This is a genomic window from Notoacmeibacter marinus (assembly GCF_002238045.1).
GTDB classification, from domain to species: domain Bacteria; phylum Pseudomonadota; class Alphaproteobacteria; order Rhizobiales; family Rhizobiaceae; genus Notoacmeibacter; species Notoacmeibacter marinus.
Window position 1 is genome coordinate 274,215 of the sequence record NZ_NBYO01000001.1, and the last position, 13,831, is coordinate 288,045.

Annotated in this window: 17 protein-coding genes, 1 tRNA gene and 1 pseudogene; 6 read left to right on the forward strand and 13 right to left on the reverse strand. The window is 55.8% G+C overall.

Annotated elements, in window-relative coordinates:
- The first annotated feature begins 101 nt into the window (after nt 1-101).
- Nucleotides 102-176 (forward strand) — tRNA-Thr (locus B7H23_RS01235).
- Nucleotides 177-720: 544 nt separating this feature from the next.
- Here B7H23_RS01235 and B7H23_RS16300 read toward each other — a convergent pair.
- From B7H23_RS16300 to B7H23_RS01275, 8 genes and pseudogenes are all read right to left on the reverse strand, one after another.
- A pseudogene (locus B7H23_RS16300) lies at nt 721-1,716 on the reverse strand (recombinase family protein); the annotation flags it as partial.
- A complete protein-coding gene (locus tag B7H23_RS01245) occupies nt 1,713-2,108 on the reverse strand; it encodes a hypothetical protein (RefSeq protein WP_094075593.1) in 396 nt (131 codons plus the stop codon). The pseudogene B7H23_RS16300 and the gene B7H23_RS01245, both read right to left, overlap by 4 nt.
- A 15-nt stretch (nt 2,109-2,123) precedes the next feature.
- Entirely contained in the window at nt 2,124-2,819 is a 696-nt protein-coding gene (locus B7H23_RS01250) for a hypothetical protein (RefSeq protein ID WP_094075594.1), read from the reverse strand.
- Between the two features lie 135 nt (nt 2,820-2,954).
- Nucleotides 2,955-3,455, reverse strand: a complete 501-nt coding sequence (locus B7H23_RS01255; protein ID WP_094075595.1) for a hypothetical protein — start codon at nt 3,453-3,455, stop codon at nt 2,955-2,957.
- Nucleotides 3,448-3,762: a hypothetical protein gene (locus tag B7H23_RS01260; protein WP_094075596.1), complete on the reverse strand. Its 315-nt coding sequence runs from the start codon at nt 3,760-3,762 to the stop codon at nt 3,448-3,450. The genes B7H23_RS01255 and B7H23_RS01260 overlap by 8 nt, the downstream gene beginning before the upstream one ends.
- The gene (locus B7H23_RS01265) at nt 3,759-5,138 is read right to left on the reverse strand and encodes a type IV secretory system conjugative DNA transfer family protein (RefSeq protein ID WP_240534932.1); all 1,380 of its coding nucleotides are present in this window, start codon (nt 5,136-5,138) and stop codon (nt 3,759-3,761) included. The genes B7H23_RS01260 and B7H23_RS01265 overlap by 4 nt, the downstream gene beginning before the upstream one ends.
- Nucleotides 5,139-5,209: 71 nt before the next feature.
- On the reverse strand, nt 5,210-5,512 hold the full coding sequence (locus B7H23_RS01270) for a hypothetical protein (RefSeq protein WP_094075598.1): 303 nt from the start codon (nt 5,510-5,512) through the stop codon (nt 5,210-5,212).
- Nucleotides 5,509-5,871 (reverse strand): hypothetical protein, encoded by a 363-nt coding sequence (locus B7H23_RS01275; RefSeq protein WP_143534700.1) that lies wholly within the window; start codon nt 5,869-5,871, stop codon nt 5,509-5,511. The genes B7H23_RS01270 and B7H23_RS01275 overlap by 4 nt, the downstream gene beginning before the upstream one ends.
- A 68-nt stretch (nt 5,872-5,939) precedes the next feature.
- On the opposite strand from B7H23_RS01275, the gene B7H23_RS16135 reads away from it, so the two are divergent.
- Complete coding sequence (locus B7H23_RS16135) at nt 5,940-6,479, forward strand: hypothetical protein (RefSeq protein WP_206608837.1); 540 nt, start codon at nt 5,940-5,942, stop codon at nt 6,477-6,479.
- Here the strand turns inward: B7H23_RS16135 and B7H23_RS01285 are convergent.
- The gene (locus B7H23_RS01285) at nt 6,437-7,717 is read right to left on the reverse strand and encodes a hypothetical protein (protein WP_143534702.1); all 1,281 of its coding nucleotides are present in this window, start codon (nt 7,715-7,717) and stop codon (nt 6,437-6,439) included. The genes B7H23_RS16135 and B7H23_RS01285 overlap by 43 nt on opposite strands.
- 132 nt (nt 7,718-7,849) lie before the next feature.
- On the opposite strand from B7H23_RS01285, the gene B7H23_RS01290 reads away from it, so the two are divergent.
- The gene (locus B7H23_RS01290; RefSeq protein ID WP_143534703.1) at nt 7,850-8,689 is read left to right on the forward strand and encodes a hypothetical protein; all 840 of its coding nucleotides are present in this window, start codon (nt 7,850-7,852) and stop codon (nt 8,687-8,689) included.
- Complete coding sequence (locus B7H23_RS01295; protein ID WP_094075603.1) at nt 8,686-9,108, forward strand: ankyrin repeat domain-containing protein; 423 nt, start codon at nt 8,686-8,688, stop codon at nt 9,106-9,108. The genes B7H23_RS01290 and B7H23_RS01295 overlap by 4 nt, the downstream gene beginning before the upstream one ends.
- A gap of 11 nt (nt 9,109-9,119) precedes the next feature.
- Here B7H23_RS01295 and B7H23_RS01300 read toward each other — a convergent pair whose 3' ends face one another.
- From B7H23_RS01300 to B7H23_RS01315, 4 genes are read right to left on the reverse strand one after another with little or no spacing between them, the layout of a single operon-like run.
- Nucleotides 9,120-9,596, reverse strand: a complete 477-nt coding sequence (locus B7H23_RS01300; RefSeq protein ID WP_094075604.1) for a type II CBASS E2 protein — start codon at nt 9,594-9,596, stop codon at nt 9,120-9,122.
- 2 nt (nt 9,597-9,598) lie between these two features.
- A complete protein-coding gene (locus B7H23_RS01305; RefSeq protein WP_094075605.1) occupies nt 9,599-10,801 on the reverse strand; it encodes a nucleotidyltransferase domain-containing protein in 1,203 nt (400 codons plus the stop codon).
- Entirely contained in the window at nt 10,798-11,811 is a 1,014-nt protein-coding gene (locus B7H23_RS01310; protein ID WP_240534934.1) for a CBASS cGAMP-activated phospholipase, read from the reverse strand. The genes B7H23_RS01305 and B7H23_RS01310 overlap by 4 nt, the downstream gene beginning before the upstream one ends.
- A gap of 8 nt (nt 11,812-11,819) precedes the next feature.
- A complete protein-coding gene (locus B7H23_RS01315) occupies nt 11,820-12,044 on the reverse strand; it encodes a DUF2188 domain-containing protein (RefSeq protein ID WP_094075607.1) in 225 nt (74 codons plus the stop codon).
- 136 nt (nt 12,045-12,180) lie between these two features.
- Between B7H23_RS01315 and B7H23_RS01320 the strand changes: the two genes are divergently transcribed.
- A complete protein-coding gene (locus B7H23_RS01320) occupies nt 12,181-12,495 on the forward strand; it encodes a helix-turn-helix domain-containing protein (protein ID WP_094075608.1) in 315 nt (104 codons plus the stop codon).
- 10 nt (nt 12,496-12,505) lie between these two features.
- Nucleotides 12,506-13,387, forward strand: coding sequence for an ImmA/IrrE family metallo-endopeptidase (locus B7H23_RS01325; RefSeq protein WP_094075609.1), 882 nt, complete (start codon nt 12,506-12,508; stop codon nt 13,385-13,387).
- Nucleotides 13,388-13,831: the final 444 nt, after the last annotated feature.

The window sequence follows — 13,831 nt, forward strand, 5'->3', positions numbered from 1 at the left end:
CGGTTATTTTGCGTCTTCGGCTGCTTGCCAAGGCAGGGGCGTTATGGCAATACCCGCCGCGTTCGCGCGCCGCCAATGGCGGTCGACCGACCGCGCGGGATGCTGCCGTAGCTCAGGGGTAGAGCACTCCCTTGGTAAGGGAGAGGCCGAGAGTTCGAATCTCTCCGGCAGCACCATTTGCTTTCCCGGCAGGGAAATCCCCTCTAACATTTTGAACGGCAAGGACTTTTTGGGGTTCAAAAACCCTTTTTCGCGGTGGTAGGAAAGACGGTCAGTAAAGGCCAGTCTGAGCACCATTTTACGCAAGTGCATGTTGCCGGAATCCCATAGTTTCCAAGGGTTTGAGAGAAAGCCAAGGGCGAGTTCAAACATTTCCTCGAAGCTATGCTTCGGCCGGCTTTGTTTCTGGACTTTTTCAGCCGTGATGAGCTTACTTTGTTCCAGCCTTTCAATCTTCTTCTCATAGGCAGATATGACTGAGGGGTTGTCGGTTTCGACAATGCGCTCTAACAGCCGGGCGACCTGCTTATCGGCATCGGCCATCTGCTTTTTCAGGCCGGCCAGGATTTCACTGGTCTGTGCCAACCTTTGATCCCATGCCTGGGCGAACATGGCGCGGCTAATTTCAAACAGCCCTGCTTCGGGTTCGAGCGATTGCAGCAGCGTTTCAAATTCACTTTCAATTTCGGCCCGGCGGATGGACTTACCATAGCTGTTACAACCCTTGTTGTAGCAGCGGTAATAGGGATGCTTCTTTCCGGTCTTGCTTTTCGACCAACTGGAGGTCAGGGGCGTTTCGCATTCGGCGCACTGAACGGCGCCCCGCAGGATAAAGTCATCACGCATGTCTTTGCGCGCCGGGGCATAGACGCCCTGCTCCAAGCGCTGCCTGATCTTCTCAAACGTCCGGTAACTGATCAATCCTTCATGCTGCCCTTTGCGTAAGGAGCCCCCCCACATCGGCGCGTGGACATAGCCGGCATAGACCGGACGGGTGAGCAGCCGGGTCGCCTTCCAGGGACGTATCGTGCCGTCGGGAAAATCCTTGGGAAAGGAAGGCTGGCTTTCCAGGAAGCGCTGCACCTCTACCTGGGTGGCAAAGCGTCCGCTGGCATAACCTTCCAGTGCTTCAGCAATAACCGAGGCCACCGGTTCGTCACGTACCAGTTCCTTGCCGCCGCGTTTTGATTTTTCGTAGCGGTAGCCGAAGGGTGCCTGAAACACCCAGAAGCCTTGCTCGACACGGGCCTTCATCTTCTGGACGACCTGCCGGCCATTTTGCTGGCGTTCCAGTTCGCCGTGCGCGGCGAAGACGGTCTCGATAAATTTGCCTTCCGGCGTGTCCTCGAATTTAAAATTCAGGCACTCGACGCTGGCATTGCGGTCGCTGAGTTCACGGCGCAGCTTGATATGAAATTCAGTATCGCGAGCGAAACGCTTCAGGTCGTCAAAGATGACGACGTATCGCTTATCCGTCTGGGCGCTCAAATAAGCCAGCAGCGCGACCATGCCGGGCCGCTTCATGAAATCGCCGCCGCCACTGATATCATCGGGAAAGACCGCTTCGACATGCAATCCTTTGCCCGCCGCATATTCGCGGCAGCGATGCTCCTGTGAATCCAAACCGCTGCCCTGATCTTTCTGCCGTTTCGATGAGACGCGGCAATAAATGAGCGCCGCCTTTTCCGATTCTATGGATGTGTCTTTTTGTGTCATATCTCCTTCCTTTCCGCACGATCGGGCTTTCCGCGATCCGCAGCTTGTGCAAATTGATTTTTCGATAAAGCTTTCTTCGAGCTTACCACGTCAGAGGCCATCAGGCTCGACAAATCAAGCTCCTGCCCACAGCCATCGGACCCTAAATCCGCATCTGCCTGTTGCAGCGGATGGACGCCGAAGCCCAGATCGACAAAGCCGACGATGATGGTCCAGAGCGTTTCGAGAAATTCCTTCTTCTGGGCATCCGACAGATCGGAATCATCGAGGAATTTCTGGTACAGCGCCGTATCCAGGGTGAGCGTGACCATCCTGGGGCGCTCACCCGATCCCACGCCGCGATCGATTATTGTCAGGTCGTTTTCTATTTCCGGTTCTTTCATCATCGTCATGGCTTCGTCTTTCTCTTAGGCAGGTTGTCGGGCGCGTGAGCGCGGGCGGTTTTTGTCGCGCGATGCGCTGCCATGCGCCTGCCGCAGGCTTCCTTCTGTGTTGGAGCGCTTTCGTCCCCGGGACTGGTCCTGACGCCCCCGACGTTCGGCCTTCTCCGCCTCGATCTGAGGCCGGTAGTATTTCTCTTCCAGTTCCCTGCCCCAGTCGTAGAGTTCGCCGTCCGCTTCTTCGCGGAAAACGTCGCACATGATGCGTCTGGCCGCGGTCTGGGTAATACCAAGCTCGCCCGCCATCATGCCGGCCTGGCTGTCATAGGCACGGTGGAACGGCATCTTGTCGCCGTCCTTGATCATGGCGTGGATATTGCGGGTGGCTTCCTTCGCCAGTTCGTCAGCGCTTTCATCGATTCCGCTCTCCCGGTCCATCAGGCTTTCGCGCAGCTGGTTCATGGTCTGACCGGTGCGCGCTTTGTAGAGATCGCGCAGGATCGTTTCCGCCTTGACCACATCGAAGCTTTCCGTCCGGGCAAACGCATAGGCATAATCGGCCAGCTTCTCCTTGAAGGTGCCCGACTTGTAGATTTCGGCTTCGATGATGCCGGTGATCGCCACGGCTTCATTGAACTGACCATCGGTCAGCAAGCGGCCTGAAAAGCTCTCCCGGGCCTCGGCGAGGCGGCTCGATTCGTGAGGTTCATAGTAATTGTTCATGGTCTTTCTCCTTTGGTTGGTTAGTGAACAAAACAAGAACAGAATATGTCAATAGGTGAAAGTTGTCCACAAGTATTTTCATTATATAGTTTCTTTGTTTTGTTTGTATTTGTCATATTATTACATAGTTTTATCTTATCGGCGTTGTCGTGCCCGCGTTCTGGGCCTGTCTGAGCTTGGGGAACGATCGGGGTTGTTGCGGGCAACCTTTGCAAAGGAGGCTTGCGCTTTTCCGCGCGTCCGCCCGAGCCGGCGCTGTTGTTCAAGGAAAGCCGCCTTCGCTCCCAGTTCGCGTTTTTCCAGTCCCTGAAGCTGGCCGGCATGGTGCGTGCGCACCTGGCGGTGGGCCTGGCGAAGAAGCGCGTTCGCATCGAACCGATCGCTGCCAAGGAAGCGGTGTTTAAACTCCTTCGTTTTGGCGGCGCGCCCATCGATCAGCCTCTTTCTTACCGTCTCGACGCGGCTTTGATATTCGGATGCATAGTTGCGCTCCAAATCCCGCCGTTGCGCCGCAAAGTGTTTGTCCAGCAGCTGATAGTCCCGCCATCCCCTGGCAGAGAGGATGATCTTCGCTTCGCGGGTAAGGGCGGCCAGTTCAAAGCTGCGTTTGATCTGAAGTCCCAGACTCTCAGCCATGTTCCCGCCCTCCCCCAGACCAGCCTTGGATGTGCGAAAGATCGAGGCCGGTGCCTTTTTGATCCTTACGGAAGATGAGCCATGGGCATTTTCCGGCGTTTGCCGGCCGCTTGAAGACGCCGTAAGGGCCGGCATAAGTGCAGCTCGTATAATGACGCGCAGCAAAGGGGTCATACCCCTGGCCTTCATCACGCCAGCTATAGGACCAGATCATGTGTGGCAGGCCGAAGGTGAGGAAAGCCCCATAAAGCGCTATCGGCAAAAGCACCCAGATAAAGTATGCCGGGCGGATAAGACGTACCTTCATCGTTTCGCCCCCTGATCGCCTGTGCCTAAGGTGAGCTTCGGATCGGGCGTGAGACGCGCGCCTTCGAGCGGATTGTCGCCCAGATCAAAGCACCAGGGAGCGATTTCATTCTGACGGATTTTCTTCGCGTGAATGAAGCCGACATCCTTGACGTGAATGATCTGTTCATCGCCGGGCAGGCACATCAACTCGTCCGGCGTGTAGAGCCGTTCGCGTCCGGTTTGCAGGCTGCTGGACAAATCCTGATTTCCGGAGCTGACGCTTACCGAATGAGCGACATTCTGTGCTTCGCCCATCGCTTTGGAGACACGCTCGGCTTCTTCGAAAGAAGAAAAACCGAACCACTGCTTGACCACCCCATTTTCTTCGATGGTGAGCGTTTCTTTCTCGCCGTAACGGCGCTGAATTTCTGAGCGCGATTGCGCGATCATATGCGCGCGTCCGCCATAGCCGCGCATGGTGGTCAGACGCGAGACGAGTTCCTTCAAGGGTGCATTGGTGAACTCATCCAGGATCAGATCGACCGCGCCGGCCCCCCTGGTCATTGAGCCTCCTAAAATCGCATCCATGAAGCTTTGCAAATGCAGCGCATAGTACGGTCCCAGCCGTTCCATGTGCCGTTGCGGACCGACAATAAAGATGACGGCCCTTTGCCTTAGAAGCTCCAGATGCGTGGTGTCCGCGCCGCTGCCGGCGCGGTGCAAGGGCGAACCCGCACCGAAGATACGCAAGGCTTTAAGCGCGGCCGCCCGGTGCTGCGGAAAATGCTCCTCATTGCCCTGCATCTCCAAAACCAGCCGGGCGAGCGTAGCCAGGGTCTCATTGCCCTCCTCGATATCGATGCGCGCCGCATTGCTCAGCATTTCGGTATCCGCAATCAGCGACCAGATCGCGCCGGGGATCGCCAGGGCCGGATTGCGGTTCAAAAGGGTGGCTTGCGCGTATTCCAGAATCGTGCGCGGCTCATCGCGCCAATACTGGTTCTTGGCATCGCCGGCAGGTTCCTCAATCAGCGCGTGATTGGCGCTGTCGCTGGCGAAGATCATTTCGTCTTGTCCCCGCTCATGGGCGGCGATCAAGCCGCCGAACGGAGCCAGGGCAATGCGGTAGGGATTGGCCTCTCCCCAGATGCCCTCAAGCACCGCAAAATCATCGAGGATCGCGACCTTCCGCCCGGCCCTGGCGCAAAGAGCGGCAGCCTGGGCGGCGATCTCGCCATCCTTGGAATCCATGACCACAATCGCGCGGCTTCCATCGGCCAGCATGGAAAGCAGCCAGGGCAGCGCGCCGCAGGTGGTCTTGCCGCCCCCGGCCGCCGCCAGCAGCAGAGAATGCGAAGGCCTGGGTTCAAAGATCGGCCGGCCGTCAAAGCTCAAACCCAGCAGCCGGCGGCCCACCCTGGCAGGTGAAGCATTCGGTTTTGGCCTGCGTTTCAGTCCGGCAAACATCACCGCATCCCCGCTTTTTCTAAGGAATCGTCTCCGGCCACACGGGCGGTCTTTGGTTTGGCTCCCTGCGCTTCGAATTCAGCGAGCGCTTTATCCCGCAGATAGAGTTTGCTCGCCGCCCGGATCGCTTCGATTAGAAGGCCCAAGGCCGAAAGGGCGGCGCAGACCGAAATGATGCCAAAGCCCCACCATTTCATCGAGGTCGGCCAGGTAAACCAGGCAATGACGCAAAGACTGAACGCCCAGAAGAGCCTGGCATTGATGCCTATAATCGCACCCAGGGAAGAGGGACGCCGCGTCATGATCCGGCTCCCATTCCGACAGGAGACTCTGCCCCGGGACGGCTCAAACGAATTGCGGCGACGATTTGTGAGCGAATGCGGTTCAGGTGCGAATAGCTGCCCCAGAGCGCGTCGATCAGTTCGCTGCCGCGCAAGTCCCGCGAGAGCAGCTTGAGCTGGCCGGCCATGCTGCCCGCAGCGACAAGGCTGAGCCCGCCGATCACCAGGCCGAGCAATTCGCCCGGATAGAGCAGATCGGCAAACATATGGCCGAAGCCACTCAATCCGCCGCCGATCATGAATGCCGGGGCCATGAAAGGACGGCGCACGGAGACGACGGAAATATCGCTTAAGCGGTAGCTGTCGCGGTGCGTGATCAACGCCGCCTCTTCGATCTGAATAGAGCCGAAAATCATCTTGTTTATTCCTTGAGCGCGCAGGCCGGAGTGTGAAGCGCGGTATTGAGTTCGTGATCGAGGGCCGTGACCGGCGCTGGTTCGATCAAGCGCAACGATCCGGCATGAAGCGCAAAATCCGTCCGGCGCTTTTCCAGGACAAACGCTTCGGCGCAGGCGCAGCGGCTGGACGTCTTTGCCGCACTATTTTCCAGACGCTTCCTGTTGGCTTCCGCCAATTGTTGCTGATGCGCGTTCAGTTGATCGAAAAGCGGCAGCTCGAAATTGCCGTAAGTCTGACAGAGCTGCCGACCTTCGCGGCCGAACAATCCGAAGACGGAAGAGCAATCCAGCTTCGGGACGAAGTCAGGTGGTGTTTGGTTCCGCTCAAGTTCCCTGATCAGCCTTGCCTGGCATTGCTGCTGCCAGCCGGTTTTTTCGATCAGGCGCTCACCTACGAGGGGACCCGTGGCAGACAGGCTGATCGCGCCATAGACCAGAGCGCCAACAATCACGCCGCCGGTCACTGGAAGATTGCTGATATCCAACATCACGCACCCTCCTTCTTAGCTGAGGCGGCAGCGCCCCCATGACGGCCCGAGCGGCGCGAACGCCGGCCTCCGCCATTCTTCCCAGTCGTTTCCAGCCGCGTGACATTGGCGTTGTCTTTGGCAGCTTCCTCGGGCTGCGCAGCCTCCGCCCTCGCGGCCTCGGGTTTTGCAAGATTCCTTTGCGCCGCCTGCTTGACACGCAGCTCCTTCTCCCAGGCGATGCCGATGAAGGCATAGACCCACAGCGCCAACGGCAGGATCAGTTCGACAACAGCCGTGATCGCGGCAATGGGCAGGAAGTGCCCGAGATAGGCGAAGGTGGACGACACCCCGGCCTCGGGCGGAAAGCTCGGGCGAACCGTTTCGGATATTTCCAGGGTCTCAAGGACGGCGGCCAGGGTCCGCCCGTGACCAGCCAGAACGCGGTTCGCCGCATTGGTGGCATTCGGACGATCAACAATCGAGATGCCCGCCTGAAGTTCGCCGACATATGCTTGAAGCAATGTCGTCGGCATGGCTTCCGCCAGATCGCTCAGAGCCTGATCGATTTTCGCATCGATCCCGATCAACTCGGCGCGGCGCGCGTCCAGCGACCGGTTGCTATCCCCCAGAACCCCTTGATACTCCCCAAGCAGATCATTCAGACGCTCGATGATCGCCCTGCGCTCCTGATCGCCCTGGCCCAGGGTCGCGGCAATCTGATCGGCACGGGCCGCGACGATTTCCAGGGCTTTCGTCACGGGTCCGCGCCCGCCTTCGCGCCCTGACAGGCAGGCGGAACGGATTTCGCAATCCACCTTGCCACGCAGATCGCTTGCTACGGCACGAATAACAGGAAGCGTGCGCGTCGCCTGGGAGGTCCCCTCATTGACACTGCCGACATAGCGCGTGAGTTCACGGCCATATTGTTGCAAGCGCAGCTCATCGACCGATGCCAGCGTCAGGCCGGCAAAGGTCGAGGCAAACAGGCCCGCTCCGACGAACAGGATAGTGCCGACGCTCGCCAGGCCGGCGCTTACATATCCGGTTGCCGCAAGAGGCGCGCCGCGATCAATGGCAAAGCGATTCACAGCATAGGAAACGACGCCGGCCATGACGCCGATCAGCCCGATCTTGAGCCAGGCCCAGACACCGGTTCCCGGCAACAGGGCCGCCATCGCGATCGTCGCGATCATCGCTGTCGCAACCCCGCTGATGATCAGCAGCGCCGCTTCAAGCCCCACACCCTTGCGCCTGGTTCTGTATTCGAGCGCTTGAATCTGTTCCTGGTTATGCAACACTGCTTATCTCCATTGTCAGGTTCTCTTGCCTGATCACCAAATGGAGACGCGCCGTAACTTTGGGAATGCAACAGATTGCAACATGTTATGCAGCAACCGGCAGGCCGGCCGAGTAACCGCCGGTCATTTACCTTGTTCACCAAGAACAGGGCTCTGAAAATATTGCAGGACTACAGCCTTCGGACCGGCCGGAAATGGCAGACTATCAGCAAGGAGATTGGCCGCACCCTCGATCTCGATGAAGGGCTTTTGGTTCGGCAGGACCTGGAGCACTGGGCCGGCGGGCGCAGCGTTATCAGCGATATCAAATTCGGCTTCGTCTATGATTTCCTGACCCACCCGGAAACCCTGGCGCGCGAAGATTTCGCCGGGGCCAGGGCCTTAAGTGGGATCGGGCAAACTGAGCGCATCGGCAGCGCCTTTATGGATTTTTATGACCCTCCTGACCGATCCCTGCGTAGCGAGGGAACGGGGGAATGGAAGCAAGGCAAGGGCCGGCCGCCATCGATACTTTCTACTCTGCTGGCCGGTTGTTATACCGGAACCCACAACGCTCTGGATTACTGTCTATCCATTGATCGTGTCTCCGGCCACCACTTCCTGATCTGCCATCTCTTTCATTGGCCTCAAAACGGTTTCGGGACAACAGAAGACTGGAATGTCGAGCGGGCAAGCGGTTTTTGTACCACCGGCAACATCGTGAGGCTTCATCTCAAGCGAGTAACCGACGGAAATGTCAGTGAACACTTCATCCTTCGCAAAGGCGTTTCTGGGGCAGGTGATCCCAAACAAATGAAACTGATAAATGATTCCGTTATATCCTTGAGCGCCGTTAAGCCCGACGACAAGGATGAAACAGGTCGAGATCGGATATATCTATACCCTGAACATCATACCGTAGATTTCGTCAGAGCCGAGGATCGGGAACTTGATGAATTTATTGACAGTTTTCGTTGGAATATCGTAATATGACCAGACATCCATTAAAGAAAAATGTTAGAAAGGATTCAGGTTTTAAAGGAGTGAACGCAGATATTATTCGCGGCGCAATGCATAACGATATTTCCGAAGTACGCGCTGCATTAGAAAACGGAAAGAATATTAACGAACAGGATCGCATCCACGGCCTAACTGCCCTGCATCATGCAGCCGTCCGAGGCAATTACAGCATGACGACATATCTGCTGACCCAGGCTGAAATTGATATTTCCCTGAAAGACCGCTGGGGCCGCGATCCATTGGACGTAGCAATCCTTACCGGCTGCCAACCAGTTATCGACCAGATGTTCCGCTTCAGGGAAACAGGGGAAAGCGAAGACCCTGAAACTTCTGCCGAACGGGTTGCCGATATGGTGCCAGGCCCCGCATCCTTCCGCCGAAGGGAGCCGTAGCTCGGGCCGGATTACCAGCATCTATTGCTGGCGCGGCGAACGTGACGGTTAGGCTTCTCGTCATCATCCGCTGAAGGATGCTCACCGCCCCCTTTCCATTCCCCTGAAACCAGCCACTCCTCGAAATAGTAGAGCCAAATGGCCGTCCACGGAACGAAGGTTTGATCGATACGCATCCATCCCGCCCATTCTTGAGATTTCGGAAGATAGAGGCACAGCCGCGTCGGGTCGTGATAAATATGCGGCAACTCCCGACCCTGTGCTAAGAGCTCAATGTCCGGCTCCTTTATCATCACCCTTGGTATGTTACCGCGCTCGAACTCGATCCGGACAACATATTCACGGCTCAAAGGGCTAGGGCTCGTTCGGTACTCCCAATGCAAACCGGTAGGGGTCAACTTTCCCTCCCCGGTACATATTGGATTGGCGCGCAGGAAGAGAAACTGGTGCGGCGGCATCAAATCAGGTTTACCGACATGACGTCCCATTCTCAGTCACCAAAAAATGTGTTGCCGGGCACTGGAGTGGCCTCTGCGGTTTTCGTCAAACTCAAGCCAACGGCTGGAGCCATATAGAGCATCTTCTTATTGCGGGCATTGGAGATATTTTCCGTCCTTGCATCCATAACGCGTCCAACAACCCGGGACCCAAGGCTCTCCCCAATACTCATCGTCACGACATCCAGGCCTTGCAGTTGCTCCAGTTTTTCAAAATCCGAGAGGGCCTTGGCATGCCACCGATAAAAAGCCCTCGCGCGCTCAGGTTCGGTGTTCCAGCGTTCAGCGAAGTTCTCGCCAGCGGTCGTCTCATTCGGAACAACGTACATGCGCCTGCCATCGACATACGGCCGTTCAATAAAGTGTGGCATCAACCGAATCGTTGCCACCAGCACATCCAACTCAGTATCGAAGGTAAAGGTATTTACACAGAACTCGTAAGAACGGGCTGCCAGTGTCGTGATAATGATTGAAATCGGCGCAATATCTTTTGTAACTTCTTCAAACGCTACGTCACGGTGACGCTTCAGAAGCTGCACAATGCGGCGAAGAATTCCTTTTGGGCCAGTATGAACAGGGTACGGCTCTATATTGGCATGATCCTGCGATGCCGCGATTCTCTCCTGTATCTTCATCCGAGGGAGAAGATTGGCACGATGCTCAAAAAGGCGCCTATAGCCCCTTGGATTAGTCGGCTTCCACTCTTCGAGCTTCTTGTCAGGGACCAGCTCGCCGCCATTGTCGCAAGTGAAATTGGTAATCGTAGGCGAAATATCGAGATGATACTGACCGGCATAGTTCAGCCGCCAGCAGCGCTTTTTCTCTTCGAGAATGGATGCGTAATAATCATGGTCGCGCAGCCTATCGCCGACGATTTTCTTGAGCTCTGCCGGAGACCCGTGGGACGGGTATCGACGCGACAGGCAGATGAGATCGACATCAAACTCTTTCTGGCCCAACGGCCTCACCGTTGTACCCAAGGCCATCGATCCGTGTGCGTAGACATCAATTTGTTGCAGCGCGTCATGCTCGGATTGCGAAAGCCATCCCGCCACCGTTTCATAGCTTGTTTCAGCAGATTCCGATTGCGTGGTCGTCGGTTCGAGATCCAAACAAATATCATCAAGGATGGAATAAAGTTCGGACTTTCGAAGCCGGATATGGTCCGGTATCTGGAATTGACTTGTCTCATTCATTCTCCAGCCTCCTTAAGCCTGTAGATGGGTTCAAATGCATCGGCTATGGTCGAGAAAAAGACTGGCTCGAGACGCGGCCGCTCTTTGCGTGCCGACGCATTTCCCAGCCCCCGCAATTGCTGAATTTTGCGGGTGTCATCCAAGCTGAAGAGGTTCTTCGGCACGTCCGGACAGCATCGGAAAATCGCCTGACGTTCGTGCTCATGACCGGTAATAAGTTTTGCCATGCCGAGCGCGCCGCGCGATTGACCATCCATAAAAAGGCGGCTGATATCGCGGATTAAACCGCCCCGGCCAGGGGCTTCTCCTAGCGTGTATATTTCATTCACACATCCGAGGCTTAAGATGCGCAAACTTTCCGGCGGCCAACCCAAAAGGGTGATGCTTTCGACCACGGCGAGGGCAATCGGGTTGTTTGCCCACACACCGCCATCTAACAAACCAATATCATCGGCCGTTCTGTGACGCCGGAAATAAGTAGGAGCCGCTGCCGTCGCCATAGCCGCATCAATGGCAAGGCGCTTATAATCTGTCTTTAGCCGTTGATGATGCGCGGTTTTGAAGATGTAAACGCTGCGGTGGTCAGCATCCCATGCAGGAACGAGAAGTCGGGCTTTGGCTTCACCAATCTTCTTGTCCTTTAAGACTGGTGCGAGTTCAGCGCGTAAGAGATTGGAATTGTGTTTGGGAACCGCAATATGCCGGACGCTTCGCCATAGATCGGCAAGCCGGCCGAGAGTTGGGTTGCCCGACTGCCCAAATATATACGGGCCTCGGTCTGTATAAAGATCGAGCAGTTCTTTTGCAGAGTGGCCCATCGCCAGACCGATGGCCAGAATGCCACCAGTGGACGTGCCGGAAATCAGATCGAAATATGCCCCGATGGGGTGTTTCAAATCCTCTTCCAGAGCAGCAAGAAACGCCGCCGGTTGGACTCCCATAATTCCTCCGCCGTCGATACTGAGTATTCGACGAACGGGAAAAGACGGAGGATCAACCGGCAACGTCATAACAGGCGTCATCCTTTCGGCGGATGCGGATCGTTTCCATACGAATCCTTGTCGCGGATTTCCCCATTGGGTCGATGGATCACCACTTCACTTTGTTGGTTAATGGCAATCTGCCGAGCCGCACGGCGGGCTCCTTCCTGGGTGTCATGTGTCGATGTGACACGATCGTTGCCGGCACCACGCACCGCCCACTTATCACCGTGCGGAACCACATGTTGATTTTTTCCAGACATCCTTCTCTTCCCTTCTAATTCTTGACTTGTTTTGCAAATCGTCATATCATTTATGACGATCTGTCATAGGTCAGATTTATAAAAATGCCCCCGAAGGAGCTGACGACTTGAACATAACCCACTATACGATTTCGTCATGAGCGAGTCAACCACCTCCTCCAGCTTTGCAATCCGACTTCGTAAAGTGCGTGATGATAGAGCCCTAAGCCAATCAGAACTTGCGCGCCTTGCCGGCCTGCAACCTTCGGCGATCGCGCATTTCGAAGCCGGACGGCGCAAGCCATCTTTCGATAATGTGCGAGCGCTTGCCAAGGCACTAAAGATTTCAGCCGACTATCTCCTCGGATCGCAAACGGCGACAACTGCTTTTCGCGATGAGGAGAAGCTCTCTTTTAAGGATCGTGATTTCATTCAAAATATTATCGACACGATGATAGAAAAGAAAAAATAGGGAATTTGCGATGGGCAAATTTCGGCTGACGATGGCTTGTCAACTTGGCGAAAAAATAGCGGAAGAGGCCGGCTATAGGGAGTTTCCCGTTGAACCGTTGGCGATTGCCCAATCAAAGGAGATCACGGTTCAAGCTAAGCCCTCGGATGTGAAGGGCATATCGGGTGCGTTAATCTTTGCCGGAAATGACGCCACCCTTATCTACTCAAACGAGTACGATAATCTTGGTTTTGAGAATTTTTGCATTGCCCATGAGCTAGGTCATTACTGTTTGCCGGGTCATCCCGAGGAAATCATCCAGCAGGGCGGGACGCACCTATCCCGTGCCGGGTTCACCCAAAACTCATCAATCGAACTTGAAGCCGATCATTTCGCGAGCGGTCTCTTGTTACCGACAGGACTGACGCGGCAATTTTTAGGTGAAACGCAAATCGGATTGCAGGGGATCATCCAACTCGCTGAGAAAGCGCAATGCTCGCGCACAGCGGCCGCCATTCGTGCCGCTGAGTGCAGCCCTTATCCTATGGCCGTAATTGTCAGCCAGGGTAACGAAATTGCCTATGCATTCCTGTCAGAAGCTTTCAAGAATCTTGGTAAGCTATCTTATCTGAGGAAGGGCTCACCGCTTCCTGAAAGTGCGACGTTGAACTTTAATGGCGTCCCCGAAAACGTGTTTGCGGTGCGGCAGCAATGTGCCGAAACAAATTTGAAAATTTGGTTTGATGGAATGGCAGGCATAAAGCTCGATGAAGAAATTCTTGGTCTGGGGAAATACGGATATACACTAACGGTCCTGAGTAGCGATGAACTGGCTGATGATCCATATGAAGAAGATGATGAGGAGGCGGAACTTGAAAAAACTTGGACCCCACGTTTTGCCTATGGTCGTTGATCTTACTAACCAGGCTACTGTTCATTAAGATTGGTATTGCTGTCCCCGCCTCAGACGGGCGGGCTCTACCTTCGCTGCACGCTGCGGCCGAACCTCCCCGAAGGTGAGTTTCGGTCCATTGGGATGACGATCCCTGACAGGGTATGTGGAGCCTCCCGCCATGGAAGCGGTCGGCACATGGTTGTTCAGGCGCGCCGGGCCGCGCCCTGGAACCTTCCTTCCAGCTTACACCGCCGCGAAAGCGCCTGATCCAATAGCCTGCCGTCCTTCCTGCCCGCTCCATTCGCCGGCCGCACGCGGCCGCCTCCCGTGTTGTCGGACCTTCGCCGCTTGCAGGCAAGCGGGGAGGCTTTGGAGCGTTTCGCTTACGGTAGCAGCGCCCTGTGTTCGGCTGAATTCTGAAATGCCAGATTTCTGAATTCAGACTTCTGGTTTCTGATTTCC

Excerpts from the sequence above, each read along its gene's own strand:
- B7H23_RS01245 (WP_094075593.1), bottom strand. The coding sequence starts at position 2,108 with ATGACGATGATGAAAGAACCGGAAATAGAAAACGACCTGACAATAATC.
- B7H23_RS01250 (WP_094075594.1), bottom strand. The coding sequence starts at position 2,819 with ATGAACAATTACTATGAACCTCACGAATCGAGCCGCCTCGCCGAGGCC.
- B7H23_RS01255 (WP_094075595.1), bottom strand. The coding sequence starts at position 3,455 with ATGGCTGAGAGTCTGGGACTTCAGATCAAACGCAGCTTTGAACTGGCC.
- B7H23_RS01260 (WP_094075596.1), bottom strand. The coding sequence starts at position 3,762 with ATGAAGGTACGTCTTATCCGCCCGGCATACTTTATCTGGGTGCTTTTG.
- B7H23_RS01270 (WP_094075598.1), bottom strand. The coding sequence starts at position 5,512 with ATGACGCGGCGTCCCTCTTCCCTGGGTGCGATTATAGGCATCAATGCC.
- B7H23_RS01295 (WP_094075603.1), top strand. The coding sequence starts at position 8,686 with ATGACCAGACATCCATTAAAGAAAAATGTTAGAAAGGATTCAGGTTTT.
- B7H23_RS01300 (WP_094075604.1), bottom strand. The coding sequence starts at position 9,596 with ATGGGACGTCATGTCGGTAAACCTGATTTGATGCCGCCGCACCAGTTT.
- B7H23_RS01305 (WP_094075605.1), bottom strand. The coding sequence starts at position 10,801 with ATGAATGAGACAAGTCAATTCCAGATACCGGACCATATCCGGCTTCGA.
- B7H23_RS01310 (WP_240534934.1), bottom strand. The coding sequence starts at position 11,811 with ATGACGTTGCCGGTTGATCCTCCGTCTTTTCCCGTTCGTCGAATACTC.
- B7H23_RS01315 (WP_094075607.1), bottom strand. The coding sequence starts at position 12,044 with ATGTCTGGAAAAAATCAACATGTGGTTCCGCACGGTGATAAGTGGGCG.
- B7H23_RS01320 (WP_094075608.1), top strand. The coding sequence starts at position 12,181 with ATGAGCGAGTCAACCACCTCCTCCAGCTTTGCAATCCGACTTCGTAAA.
- B7H23_RS01325 (WP_094075609.1), top strand. The coding sequence starts at position 12,506 with ATGGGCAAATTTCGGCTGACGATGGCTTGTCAACTTGGCGAAAAAATA.